Source organism: Alteromonas alvinellae (assembly GCF_902705805.1).
Genome location: NZ_CACSIH010000093.1, coordinates 1 through 12,646 on the forward strand (window position 1 = coordinate 1; position 12,646 = coordinate 12,646).

The 12,646-nt window shown below is 43.9% G+C and carries 11 protein-coding genes; 3 read left to right on the forward strand and 8 right to left on the reverse strand.

Annotated elements, in window-relative coordinates:
• Positions 1–177 precede the first annotated feature (177 nt).
• The 3 genes from ACX5KA_RS05870 to glyQ form a co-directional block, all read right to left on the reverse strand.
• The gene (locus tag ACX5KA_RS05870; RefSeq protein ID WP_458730650.1) at positions 178–621 is read right to left on the reverse strand and encodes a hypothetical protein; all 444 of its coding nucleotides are present in this window, start codon (positions 619–621) and stop codon (positions 178–180) included.
• Positions 622–705: 84 nt separating this feature from the next.
• Complete coding sequence (gene glyS, locus ACX5KA_RS05875; protein WP_458730651.1) at positions 706–2,784, reverse strand: glycine--tRNA ligase subunit beta; 2,079 nt, start codon at positions 2,782–2,784, stop codon at positions 706–708.
• Between the two features lie 2 nt (positions 2,785–2,786).
• On the reverse strand, positions 2,787–3,692 hold the full coding sequence (gene glyQ, locus ACX5KA_RS05880) for a glycine--tRNA ligase subunit alpha (RefSeq protein WP_458730652.1): 906 nt from the start codon (positions 3,690–3,692) through the stop codon (positions 2,787–2,789).
• A gap of 146 nt (positions 3,693–3,838) precedes the next feature.
• Between glyQ and ACX5KA_RS05885 the strand changes: the two genes are divergently transcribed.
• Positions 3,839–4,447: a DNA-3-methyladenine glycosylase I gene (locus ACX5KA_RS05885; protein WP_458730653.1), complete on the forward strand. Its 609-nt coding sequence runs from the start codon at positions 3,839–3,841 to the stop codon at positions 4,445–4,447.
• Positions 4,448–4,559: 112 nt separating this feature from the next.
• Here the strand turns inward: ACX5KA_RS05885 and ACX5KA_RS05890 are convergent, their stop codons facing one another.
• The 4 genes from ACX5KA_RS05890 to ACX5KA_RS05905 form a co-directional block, all read right to left on the reverse strand.
• Positions 4,560–5,021: a DUF2489 domain-containing protein gene (locus ACX5KA_RS05890; RefSeq protein ID WP_014975247.1), complete on the reverse strand. Its 462-nt coding sequence runs from the start codon at positions 5,019–5,021 to the stop codon at positions 4,560–4,562.
• A 19-nt stretch (positions 5,022–5,040) separates the two neighbouring features.
• Entirely contained in the window at positions 5,041–5,544 is a 504-nt protein-coding gene (yihI, locus tag ACX5KA_RS05895) for a Der GTPase-activating protein YihI (RefSeq protein ID WP_014947719.1), read from the reverse strand.
• Between the two features lie 127 nt (positions 5,545–5,671).
• On the reverse strand, positions 5,672–6,373 hold the full coding sequence (locus ACX5KA_RS05900; protein ID WP_333970879.1) for a class I SAM-dependent methyltransferase: 702 nt from the start codon (positions 6,371–6,373) through the stop codon (positions 5,672–5,674).
• Between the two features lie 300 nt (positions 6,374–6,673).
• A complete protein-coding gene (locus ACX5KA_RS05905; protein WP_014947721.1) occupies positions 6,674–7,297 on the reverse strand; it encodes a c-type cytochrome in 624 nt (207 codons plus the stop codon).
• 174 nt (positions 7,298–7,471) lie between these two features.
• On the opposite strand from ACX5KA_RS05905, the gene yihA reads away from it, so the two are divergent.
• Positions 7,472–8,107 (forward strand): ribosome biogenesis GTP-binding protein YihA/YsxC, encoded by a 636-nt coding sequence (gene yihA / locus ACX5KA_RS05910; RefSeq protein ID WP_458730654.1) that lies wholly within the window; start codon positions 7,472–7,474, stop codon positions 8,105–8,107.
• 416 nt (positions 8,108–8,523) lie between these two features.
• Here the strand turns inward: yihA and polA are convergent, their stop codons facing one another.
• The gene (polA, locus tag ACX5KA_RS05915; protein ID WP_458730655.1) at positions 8,524–11,316 is read right to left on the reverse strand and encodes a DNA polymerase I; all 2,793 of its coding nucleotides are present in this window, start codon (positions 11,314–11,316) and stop codon (positions 8,524–8,526) included.
• A gap of 421 nt (positions 11,317–11,737) precedes the next feature.
• Between polA and elbB the strand changes: the two genes are divergently transcribed.
• On the forward strand, positions 11,738–12,391 hold the full coding sequence (elbB, locus tag ACX5KA_RS05920; protein WP_458730656.1) for an isoprenoid biosynthesis glyoxalase ElbB: 654 nt from the start codon (positions 11,738–11,740) through the stop codon (positions 12,389–12,391).
• The last annotated feature ends 255 nt before the right edge of the window (positions 12,392–12,646 follow it).

Below are 12,646 nucleotides of genomic sequence, written 5' to 3' on the forward strand. Positions count from 1 at the left end.
GCTAAAATATTTCTTAACTGATCGGCATTAACCAACGGGTCGCTTTTTTTGTGCCTAAGCTCAGGTGAATTACGAGTATAAAACAGAGAACTTTTTATTGGCATTGAATGTGAGGCAAGAATCTATCCAATGAAAAAAGGATTAGTGAATGCCGCTACTACCACACGGCACTCAAGTCTAAATTTTAGAAACAACCAGGGCGACTTCACCTGCACTTGCTGCTGTTGCAGTAAAGCGATAGGTGCCAGTTGAGGAGGGGGTAAATTGCAAGTTCTCTGAGCCCTGTTCACAGACTAAATAAACAGTGGAGCCTAACATTACAGGCTGCCCTTTATATTTGCCGCCACAGCTTTGTGAGGGCGTCCATTTTGCATCTGACAACCTAAAATCATAAGGTTGTCCATCGGCTATGAGTTCAACGTCTACTGTCCAGCCTGAATTTGAACGTTTGAACTTGTAACTTGGGTCAGCCTCCCACCAATTAAATACGCCTCTAAGAAACATGTTTTCGAATTGAATGCGAGGCACGTCCGGTGCTATTTCTGGAACTTTAAAACTTCCACTGCTTGAGCATGCTGAAAGTGCTATGCACATAGAAGCAATAGTTAATAACTTTTTCACAGCGTCTCCATTTATAAAAAAGCCCAACGTTAGGGCTGGGCTCTTTGTTTTTCGCGGCATAAAACCACGCTAACTCTTACTAGCCTACGACTTCGCGAGAATAGATATATCTGCGGTAGTAAGGAAAAGTTGCCTTAAAAGCGACAGTAAAGCAAGTCGGTTATTCTTAACCGCTTCGTCATCAGCCATAACCATTACGTTATCGAAGAAGTTATCGATTACATTACGTAAGGTTGCAAGCGCAGTAAGAATACGCGTGTAGTCCTGTGAAGGAACAGCAATATCAACTTCTTTCTGTGCGGCTTTCAGCTCAACGTAAAGCGCTTTTTCAGCTTCTTCGGCTAACAGTGACTCATCAATATTCACTGAGTCTGTTACTTCAACGTTCTGCTTAGCAAGGATGTTTGCAACACGCTTGTTAGCGGCAGCTAGCGCTTCGGCTTCTTCCAATGCTCTAAACTTATCTACCGCATGAACTCGGGCTAAGTAGTCAGCTGGCTTAGTAGGGCGACGAGCAGCAACGGCCTGAATAACGTCAATGGCGATAGCTTGATCTTGTAGGAGCGCAGTAAATCGACCCAATACAAAATCAACAACCTGAGATTGTGTTTCAGCATTTGTTAACTTATCGCCATACACATCGATAGCTTTGCTTATTAGCGTTTCAAGATCTAGCGGCAGTGACAGCTCAGTGACAATACGTAATACACCGATAGCTGCACGACGAAGCGCAAATGGATCTTTATCACCCTTAGGTAACTGGCCAATACCAAAAATACCCACAAGAGTATCTAGTTTGTCAGCAAGCGCGACCGACGCGCTAACACCTGAACTAGGAAGTGCATCACCAGCAAAACGCGGCATGTATTGTTCATACAGTGCTTCTGCAACAGGCGCATCTTCACCGTCGTTCAGCGCATAGTACTTACCCATAACCCCTTGAACGTCTGGGAACTCCATAACCATGTTCGACATCAAGTCGGTTTTAGCTAGAAGACCTGCTCGTGCAGCTTGTGTTTCATTCGCATCTATTTGCGACGCGATAAACGCCGATAGGGCAGATATGCGCTCAGACTTTTCTTTTAACGTACCAAGCTGTTTTTGGAACAACACGGTTTCTAAGCTTTCGAGGCGGCTTTCTAATGTCGTCTTTTTATCGCTGTTAAAGAAGAACTCAGCGTCTGCAAGACGAGGGCGGATAACCTTTTCATTGCCAGAAATAACTTGAGACGCATCGCGACTTTCAATATTCGTTACGAATAAGAAAGTGTTTGAAAGTGCATCATCGCTATCTAACAGCGGCACATATTTTTGGTCGTCTTTCATGGTATAGATAAGCGCTTCTTTCGGTACAGCTAAGAAAGACTCATCAAACCCAGCTTGAAGAACAACCGGCCACTCTACAAGTGACGCGATTTCTTCTAGTAAGTCTTCATTATAGTCTGGCTTAAGCGACAAGCTTTGCGCTGCGTCTTCAAGCTGCTGACGCACTTTATCTTTGCGCGCCTCAAAATCTGCCAGCACATATTGTTGCTCTAGGGCAGAGGCGTAATTATCAGCATGATCCAGTTCAAAGCGACCTTCGCCGTGGAATCGGTGACCCTGAACAACGCGGCCGCTTGTTAGGCCCAATACAGAAACGTTAACCACTTCGCTTCCGTAAAGCACGCAAAGGGTGTGAACCGGGCGTATAAACTGAGTGTTGTAATTACCCCAACGCATTGGCTTTGGAATAGGTAGCTTGCTTACCGCTTGGTTTATCAGCCCTTCTAGAAGCTCTGCAACTAATTGCCCTGGAACGTGGGCTTTATGAAGTAACCACTCTCCTTTGTCAGTTACAAGGCGCTCTGCGTCAGCAACGTCAATGCCGTTACCGCGAGCCCAACCTTGTGCTGCTTTAGTGGGGTTACCGTCGGCGTCAAACGCGGCTGATACTGCTGGGCCGCGTTTCTCTACTACTTTGTCAGCCTGACCTTCAGCAAGACCTGAAACATAAACGGCTAAGCGGCGAGGGGCTGCAAACCAGCTGACTGAATCAAAGCTTAAGTCAGCTTGCGTAAGCGCAGCTTCAAACTGCGTGGCGAAGGCTTCACCTAAAGACTTAAGCGCTTTTGGTGGGAGTTCTTCAGTACCTAATTCAACTAAACAATTTTCTGTACGCACGCTTATGCCTCCTTGTTACATAGTGGGAAGCCAAGTGCTTCACGTGCTTGGTAATAGCTTTCTGCACACGCTTTGGCTAGCGTTCGAACGCGAAGAATATAGCGCTGGCGTTCAGTCACTGAGATAGCATGACGAGCATCAAGCAAGTTAAATGCGTGTGACGCCTTCATAACCTGCTCATAGGCAGGAAGTGGAAGGTTGTTTTCGATAAGCTTTTTGCTTTCTGTTTCACATTCGTCGAAGGTTCTAAATAAGGCTTCAACGTTGGCGTGTTCGAAGTTATACGTCGATTGTTCTACTTCATTTTGATGGAACACATCGCCATAGGTCACTTTGCCCATAGGGCCGTCAGTCCAAACCAGGTCGTAGATACTATCTACACCTTGAACGTACATGGCGAGTCGCTCTAAGCCGTAGGTAATTTCGCCGGTAACAGGCTTACACTCTAGACCGCCTACCTGCTGGAAGTAGGTAAACTGAGTTACTTCCATACCGTTTAGCCACACTTCCCAACCTAGACCCCACGCACCAAGCGTGGGTGATTCCCAGTTGTCTTCTACGAAGCGAATGTCATGAACCAGCGGATCGAATCCTAACTCTTTCAAAGAGCCCAAGTACAACTCCTGAATATTGTCAGGTGAAGGCTTAAGCATTACTTGGAACTGATAGTAATGTTGTAAGCGGTTTGGGTTCTCACCGTAACGACCATCGGTTGGTCTACGGCACGGTTGAACATAGGCGCTACTCATTGGCTCTGGACCTAAAGAACGTAGGAACGTCATAGGGTGAAAAGTACCGGCACCCACTTCCATATCCAGAGGCTGAATAATAACGCAGCCCTGACGCGCCCAATAATCTTGAAGCGCAAGGATCAACCCTTGAAAGGTCTTAATATCGTATTTCTGCATACATCCGCTGCTTATTAGTTATCTGACTTAAAATAAAGGTGGGATAGTATACAATTTGTGAGGCATAGTATGTAGGTGTAAAGGGTGAAAAAACGTCACGAATAAAGCCAATATGCCACTTCACAACAAGGATTTAATCTTAAGCCATGCCCAATCAAACAAAAATAGAAAAAAATATGCCTTTGCATCGCTGCGGTTGGGTAAGCAGCGACCCTATTTATTTAGCGTATCATGATAACGAATGGGGTGTACCCGAACTAGATAGTCGCGCGTTGTTTGCTAAGTTATGCCTCGATGGACAACAGGCTGGTTTATCTTGGCTGACCATTTTGAAAAAACAGCAGAATTTTGAACAGGCATTCTATCAGTTCGACCCTGAGAAAATTTCGAAGATGGGCCCCGCTGATGTCGACAGACTTATGCAAGATAGCGGCATAATCAGAAACAAGCTCAAAATAGAGTCGGTTATCAAAAATGCCAAGGGTTTTTTAGCTATCGAAGCGTCGCAGCCATTCAGTGATTTTATTTGGCAATTTACAGATGGACGTACGGTCATTAATGCATGGCAAGACTTCAGGCAAGCACCCACATCAACCGATGCGTCTAAAGCAATGTCAAAAGCACTTAAAAAGCACGGATTTAATTTCGTAGGTGAAACGATTTGCTATGCTTTTATGCAAGCTGTAGGTATGGTCAATGACCACGAGGTAGGGTGTCATTGCTACGAGCGTACCTGCGAGCTCGCGATAAAGTGATATAGGCAAAGGTAACCGGGTTAAAAAAATGGCCGACTACATACTGTACTCGGCCATTTTCGATATTGATTGCATCAGTTTTTATCTTTTAAATCAGCGTAGCGCTTACTCGTTATTTAGTGGCTATAAGTGTCTCACAATACGCCTTCAGCGGTGGTAATTCGTCCAACACTTTAGATTCGTACTCCGATTCAATCTGCTCGCGAGCGATATCTTGCTTTCTTCGCTCATTCTTAGGTAGCTGTTGCCTTGCTTCTAAAATTGCAAAACCGCTTACCTCTGTGAATAGTGCATGAATGTTGGGATACTGCGCTTTAAAATCAGGCGGAGTACTTATTGGAAGCGCGTTAAGCAAGTTCACGATGCGAATTACGCCTTCTGACAAATCACATTGCTGCTGCTCCATCGCCTTAGCTATTACTATAATACTGTCGGTTATAGTGGCTACGCGCGACTGCCTTGCCGCTTCTTGTCGCTCTTTCTGTTGTTTTAACATAAACAGCAGTTTGCCTGCGTAAAAACCTAGCGCAAGAATAATTAGTAGCGCGATGCCTGAAAGTACTGCCCAAAGCATGACTCTTTCCCGTTTTTTATTAGTGCTTAAAGTCGTCGATATTAATAGCGTCTAAATCATTAAACGGATCCATATCGTCGTCTTCATCATCCTCTTCTACTATTCCTAATAGGTCACAAAGAATGCGGTGGCGTGCCATCTTCTCGTCGACATAAGCTTGTTGCTCACGGGTGAGCGGTTTATCGTCGTCAAGTTTGTCGAGTAAATCTGACAAGCGTTGATCTGCTTCAAGCGCTGCCAGTTCTTGGGCTGGTGTGGCGTACTTTTTCTTTTGAGCAGGGGTGGGCGTCACTGCTTTTACAAGCTGAATAGGCTTTTTACTGCCGTGGCGCGGATCTTTATTTTCAGCACTCTTTTTGCCCGTCACTTTTTTCTGTTCAACATTGTGGCGATTACCAGCGGGCTTACCTTTATGCTTTTTAGGGCGAGGCGAGTCTGATTTACGGTTTTCGCTTGGTTTAAAGTCAGGATCTTTACGAACGCCGATTAGGCCGACTTTACGTGATTTCTTTGAACGTGCCATAATTTCCAAATAACAAAGAGAGTGAAAAAACAGCGCTATTATAGCGCGAATTAGTGTCTACGTATTGATCTTTGGGTATGCAGTGCAAAATCAATACGGGGAACATAAAGTATTACGGGAATTTGTTTCAGCGCTTTCTCAATAGAGCGACATCGCTGGCAGGAAAAGTGACATCATAGCCATCTCGTTGTGCCAAATATTGAAAGGTTGCTTCGCTGAAAAAGCTAACGTGGGTGACGTCGTTTTTATAGTGCCAATTTGCAAACCTGGCTTTATCAAGTACGCGCTTGGTCATGATGGCAAGAACGCCACCAGAAGCTACAAGTTTGTTAAAAAGCGCCCATTCCACATGAGGGGCGTGAAAGTGTTCTATAGCCTCTGTACATGTCACTATGTCATAGCTTTGCTCAAGTACCGATAAGTTGTGTGCATAGAAGGGATCGTACATATTCATCCTAACGCCTTCTTCTTCCAGCATACTTGCTAAAACAGGCGCAGGGCCACAGCCAAAGTCTATTCCTCGGAGTTCACCAAATTTCATGTCTTTTATAAAAGGTGTAAGTGGCGTTAAAACCTTTCCTAAAAACTTTCGATACCCTTCGTCTTCAAAGCTATTCTCGTGAAGGTCATACTCCTGCTTTTCTACTTCTTTAGATGGTAAGAATTCAGGAGAAACATAAACGAGTTTGCATTGATTGCATTGGAGGTAATCGCGCTTTTTATCTGAGTGATAGTGAGATGGCGCGTTAGCGCTTTTGCATAAAGGACAGTACATAGGAAAGTGAACAATAATAAGGGGCTTAAAAAAGAAAAAGGTGATGGTTCTCACCATCACCTTACATTGTATGAGTGTCAGATGACACCTCTCCCGTTATACACTTCTATGTGTATTTTGCTTCCCTAGCCGTGCTCCCCTTATTTTTATTGTTAGCAGAGCTGTATTGTTGTTTTTGGCCCTCGTGGCTCTTTATCCCGTCTTCCATGCTGCATTTTTATTATTATTCTTGTTATTTAGCTTGTAGCTTTTCAAAGGCACCTACAAACTACGCCGTTAGATTACACGAATAATTTCAAAATACAACTTTTTCGGTAACAAATTTTTAACAACAATGTGCAAAAACGGTAATGCTTAGTGTAAGCCCGCGATATAGTTAGATAAAATCTCAATATCTTCGTCGGTTAATTTCATCGCAATATCACGCATCATGCCATTCATGTCATTGTGACGTTGGCCTGAACGGAATGCTTTCAATTGAGCTGCAGTGTAAGTTGCATGTTGACCGCTGATATCAGGGAAACCTGCTAAGCCCATGCCGTTGCCCTTAGGACCGTGACACGCGATACATGCAGTTACGCCTCGAGACTCGTCGCCACCTTGGTACAATGCACGGCCAGCTTCAACGTATTGCTCTGGTGTTTCACCCGCCTTTGGCTCTTGGCTTGAGAAATAAGCGGCTAGGTCTTTCATGTCTTGCTCTGAAAGTGGGGCAGCCATGCCGTTCATCACAGCATTGTTACGACCTTCCTCGCCACCTGTTTGAGAGGCAAGTTTAAATTCGGTTAATTGCTTAACAATGTACTTCTCATGCTGGCCAGCAATCTTAGGGTTCATGTCAATCATGCTGTTGCCATCAGGGCCATGACAGGCTGCACATACTGCAGACTTCGCTTTACCTGCCTCGGCGTCGCCTTCTGCCATAGCAGTTGCGCTTAAACCTAAAGACATACATACCAACAAACACAGTTTTTTCATAATAAATCTCTTAAATGGATCCAACGGCTCGCGTGATATACGTGATATCATGCGTATTTTACACATTTAACGCGTCAGAAAAACCTATTCCATGATAAAACTATGGTTTTTAGTTGGTTTATTCATTAAAAAACTGTAAACCGAAGGTTGTGACGCATGTGGAGGTAAGTCTAGATGTCGTATTACACCAAAGCAAAATTCTTTACGAGCGCACCTGATATTCGTCATTTAAAGAATGATACCGGAATTGAAGTAGCGTTTGCGGGCCGCTCTAATGCGGGTAAATCGAGTGCACTTAACACGTTAACTCGTCAGAAGAACTTGGCAAGAACAAGTAAAACGCCGGGGCGCACCCAGTTAATCAACGTCTTTGAATTAGAAGAAGACTTACGTTTGGTTGATTTGCCAGGTTACGGGTTTGCAAAAGTTCCTGTAGCTATGAAAAAGAAGTGGCAAGCGTCACTGGGCGAATATCTTCAAAAGCGTAAATCACTAAAAGGCTTAGTGGTATTAATGGATATTCGTCATCCTTTTAAAGATTTAGACCAAGATCTTATTCACTGGGCAGTAGCGTCAAATATTCCTGTACTTGCATTACTTACTAAGGCCGACAAACTTAAAAGCGGTAAACGTAAGGCGCAGCTGTTAATGGCGCGTGAAGCTGCGATGGCATTTATGGGCGATGTTACCGTGCAAACCTTCTCGTCATTAAATAAGCACGGGTTACCCGAATTAGAGCGTATTTTGGATACGTGGTTTGGCTTAGATAAACAAGATGAAACAGAAGAGTCTGATAGCGAAATACAGTAGCGCAATTTACCCTTACCGTTTGAGTTGATCTGACGTGCCCGATGGATTGGTATGATGGGGTGTTAGAAAAAAGAACGCCCCGCATAGAGCGAGGCGTAAACTGAGAGAAAACACATAAAAACCGTAGATATAGAGTCGTGATAAATAGAGAAGTTCAGAAAAATTAAAATAAAATTCGCTTTATTTTTTAAGTTACTGATATTTTTGGATTATTTATTTTCCGCAGATATAAAAAAACCCCGACAAAACTGTCGGGGTTAAAGCAAAGGTTTGAAAACAGCTTTCTCACCTCTGTACCCTACATGTGTAATATTACAACAAAGCACAGAAAAGGCAAGGGTATTATGTAATTAAATTACCAAATTTAATGAATATAACGCGCCTTTTAATGTAAAAACTGTAATCTAATTACCAAACTAGTGCGCTTCATCCCAGTTTTCGCCCACACCGGCCTCAACAACTAGCGGAACATTGAGGGTAGCTGCGCTTTCCATTAGCGCTGTAATAGTAGAGACATAGGTCTCAACCTTGTCTTCTTTAATCTCAAAAACCAATTCATCGTGCACCTGCATCATCATGGTCACATCATCAGATGCATTTTTTCTGATCCAGTCGTCTACCTTAATCATTGCCATCTTGATGATGTCAGCCGCTGTACCTTGCATAGGCGCATTTATCGCAGCGCGCTCTGCGCCTTTTCTACGTGCACCATTACTGGCTTTAATATCAGGCAAATAAAGTCTGCGACCAAATACGGTTTCTACATAACCTTTTTCTTTCGCGCTCTCACGTGTTGAATCCATGTACTCAAGCACGCCTGGGTAGCGCTCGAAGTAAAGATCCATATATTTTTGTGCTTCATTACGTGGGATATTAAGTTGCTTCGACAACCCAAAGGCACTCATACCGTAAATTAAGCCAAAGTTAATCGCTTTTGCACTGCGACGCTGTTCAGTGGTTACTTCATCTAGTGGCACACCAAAAACTTCCGCAGCGGTTGCTTTATGAATATCTTTACCATGCGCAAAGGCATCTAACAGACCTTTATCGCCAGAAAGGTGCGCCATAATACGCAGCTCAATTTGCGAGTAGTCGGATGCAACGAATTTATTTCCCTCTCTTGGTACAAATGCCTGACGTACGCGGCGACCTTCTTCATTGCGAATAGGGATGTTCTGTAAGTTAGGATCGGTTGAAGAAAGACGTCCTGTTGCAGTGACCGCTTGATGATAAGACGTATGCACTCGGCCCGTACGATGATTGATCATCTTTGGAAGTTTATCGGTGTAAGTGTTCTTAAGCTTGGTCAAGCCACGGTATTCCATGATCTTCTTCGGCAACGGGTACTCAAGCGCCAGCTCTTGTAGTACATCTTCAGAGGTAGACGGCGCCCCTTTAGGCGTTTTCTTTATGATCGGTAGCGACATTTTTTCGAACAAGACATGTTGAAGCTGCTTAGTAGAGCCTAAGTTGAATGGCTCGCCAGCTTCCTCATGTACTTCACTTTCAAGCTCGGCAATCCGTGTGGCAAGATCCTGGCTTTGCTGACGCAGTCTTTGGCTGTCTATCAATACACCTTCCTGTTCCATACGAGAAAGTACACAGGCTAGGGGAACCTCAACATCTATCAATAGATTTTTAAGCTCAGGAATTTCTTTCAACTTAGTCCAAATGGCGTTGTGTAAGCGAAGCGTAATGTCAGCATCTTCTGCAGCATAAGGCCCTGCTTCTTCAAGACTAATTTGATTAAACGTTAGCTGCTTTGCGCCTTTACCCGCAATCTCTTCAAAGTGAATAGTTTTATGACCAAGGTAGGCTAGGGCGAGTGAGTCCATATCATGGCGCTGCGCAGTACTGTTTAGTACATAACTCTCAAGCATGGTGTCAAAGCCTATGCCGTTTAAGGTAATGTCATAGTTCGCTAACACATTTTTGTCGTATTTTATGTGTTGACCTACTTTGATCACGGTGTCCGATTCTAAAATAGGTTTTAAGGCGTCTAATACAAATTCCCGTGATAGCTGGGCGGGTGCATCTGGATAATCGTGAGCAACAGGCACATAAGCAGCCTCACCTTCCTCTATACAAAATGAAACGCCAACTAGCTCCGCATCCATGTAGTTAAGGCTGGTTGTCTCGGTATCAAAAGCGATGAGTTCGGCTTTTTCTAGCTTCGCTACCCAAGCGTTAAAACGCGCCTCATCAAGCACGGTCTCATACTTCGACTTATCTATCTCTACCGATTCACTTTGTTCGCTCTCTTCTGCGCTATTGCTTTTTTCCTCGTTGGCGTTTGCGTTGGCACTAGAGGTATCTCCGCCGGCTACAAGCGCGCTTACTTCCGCGTGCCAGCGTTTGAACTCGTATTCGGCAAACAGATCGCGAAGTTGTTCGTTATCGGCCTGACACGGCATTAACGTCTCAACGTCGTAGTCAAGGTCAAGATCGATGCTGATAGTAGCTAGGGTATAAGAAAGCCGAGCTTGCTCTTCGTATTCCTGCATTTTAGCCGCCATCGACTTACTGCCTCTAAACGATAGATCTGCAATCTTATCCAGGTTCTTATATATGTCGTCGATACCGCCAATACCGTTTAACAAGGCTTGAGCACTTTTATCACCTACACCAGGTACACCTGGGATGTTATCGACTTTATCGCCCTTAAGCGCAAGGAAGTCGATCACAAGCTCCGGTGGAATACCAAACTTCGTATTTACACCTTCGACATCCATCAGTTGGTTTGTCATGGTGTTGATTAAGGTGACATGTTCATTTACAAGCTGCGCCATGTCTTTATCGCCGGTGCTGATAAGGGTATCAATACCTTTTTCTGTGGCGTGTTTGGCTAACGTGCCAATCACGTCATCAGCTTCTACACCCGATTCTACAATAACGGGTAAGCCCATTGCCTTGATGATAGCGTGCAACGGTTCGATCTGGCTTCTTAGCTCATCAGGCATCGGAGGACGGTTCGCTTTGTACTCTTTATAGATATCATCGCGAAAGGTCTTGCCTTTAGCATCAAAAATCACCGCCATATGTGTGGGGTTGTATTGTTTGATCAAGCTTTTAAGCATGTTCACAACACCATAAATAGCACCGGTGTCTTGGCCTTTAGAGTTAGTTAATGGTGGTAAACCGTGAAAGGCACGAAAAAGATATGACGATCCATCGACAAGAATAAATGGAGGCTTTTTAGAATCTGGCATAGATGGCGATTTTCCAATAGAGAATATGAGCGCAAGGATGCCACAGGCTAGGGCAGATCGCCATATCATGAAGGAACATTAAGGTCGATAGCGGATCACATTTCGCCTGTGGATAACTTTGTGATCTAAAATTTTGGGCACAGAGATCCGGGTGATCTTTGTCAAGTTAAAGATCACCTTTCAAATCAGAAAAAATAAGGGAATGAGACTAAGGTGTGAAAACAGCGTACCTGCTACTTACCATTCCATTTTATGTGGATAACTTGGTGTACGTTTATTTTTGGTTTAACCAAGTTGGTCAAGTAATGTAGCATAACCGTTAACATTGTATACACGTATTTATAAGAACTTTTTTTGTACACTTGTGTGTTTAATAGCCAAATTTTGAATAAGTAGATGGCATAGCGTCTAGGAGGACAATATGAAACAAGTAGCCGTTATTTTAAGTGGTAGTGGTGTGTTTGACGGGGCTGAGTTACACGAAGCGGTATTGACACTTTTAGCCATTGAGCAAGAGGGCGCGTCTTACCAATGCTTTGCTCCAAATGTAAATCAGCTGCATGTAGTGAATCATTTAACAGGTGAAGTATCAGAGGGCGAAAACCGAAATGTGTTAGTCGAATCGGCCCGTATTGCCCGAGGTGATATAAAACCTGTGACTGAGTGCGACGTAACTGCTTTTGACACACTTATTTTACCTGGTGGCTTTGGCGCTGCGAAGAACTTGTGCACGTTCGCGGTAGACGGTGAAAATTGTACATTTAACGAAGACGTGCTGACAGTGTGTAAAGCCTTCGCACAAGCTAAAAAGCCCGCTGCATATGCGTGTATTGCACCTGCGCTGGCCGCAAAAGTGTATGGCAACAAAACCAAACTGACTATTGGCAATGACGAAGCAACGGCTGGTGGAATAAATGCTTTAGGGGCAACACATGTAGAGTGCCCGGTTGATGAGGTGGTTGTTGATAATGACGCAAAGCTTGTTACTACACCTGCGTATATGCTGGCGCAAAGCATTCGTGAAGCCAATGCGAGTATTACTAAGATGGTTAAAACCGTGCTTGCTATGAAATAGAAAACTAAAAAAATAAAAGTGGTTGGTTTTTTCCTAGTGAAAAGATCAGGTACTTTTATGTGTAATTAGCCTAATGTAGTGGGGAGACAAAGGTTTCCCCTTGTTCATTATAGTCCTATAATCAAAACCCTATGCGTAACGTATAGGATTTCATCTACCTTGTTTCACGTAGATAGATTCGCTTTTTGAAACCATATCAAAAAGTACATTGTAACTAGGGCTCAGTAGTCCTTATGCGCACTATAAAAATAAAGG

Excerpts from the sequence above, each read along its gene's own strand:
- ACX5KA_RS05890 (WP_014975247.1), bottom strand. The coding sequence starts at position 5,021 with ATGCTTTGGGCAGTACTTTCAGGCATCGCGCTACTAATTATTCTTGCG.
- glyQ (WP_458730652.1), bottom strand. The coding sequence starts at position 3,692 with ATGCAGAAATACGATATTAAGACCTTTCAAGGGTTGATCCTTGCGCTT.
- yihA (WP_458730654.1), top strand. The coding sequence starts at position 7,472 with ATGTCGTATTACACCAAAGCAAAATTCTTTACGAGCGCACCTGATATT.
- yihI (WP_014947719.1), bottom strand. The coding sequence starts at position 5,544 with ATGGCACGTTCAAAGAAATCACGTAAAGTCGGCCTAATCGGCGTTCGT.
- ACX5KA_RS05905 (WP_014947721.1), bottom strand. The coding sequence starts at position 7,297 with ATGAAAAAACTGTGTTTGTTGGTATGTATGTCTTTAGGTTTAAGCGCA.
- elbB (WP_458730656.1), top strand. The coding sequence starts at position 11,738 with ATGAAACAAGTAGCCGTTATTTTAAGTGGTAGTGGTGTGTTTGACGGG.
- polA (WP_458730655.1), bottom strand. The coding sequence starts at position 11,316 with ATGCCAGATTCTAAAAAGCCTCCATTTATTCTTGTCGATGGATCGTCA.
- ACX5KA_RS05885 (WP_458730653.1), top strand. The coding sequence starts at position 3,839 with ATGCCCAATCAAACAAAAATAGAAAAAAATATGCCTTTGCATCGCTGC.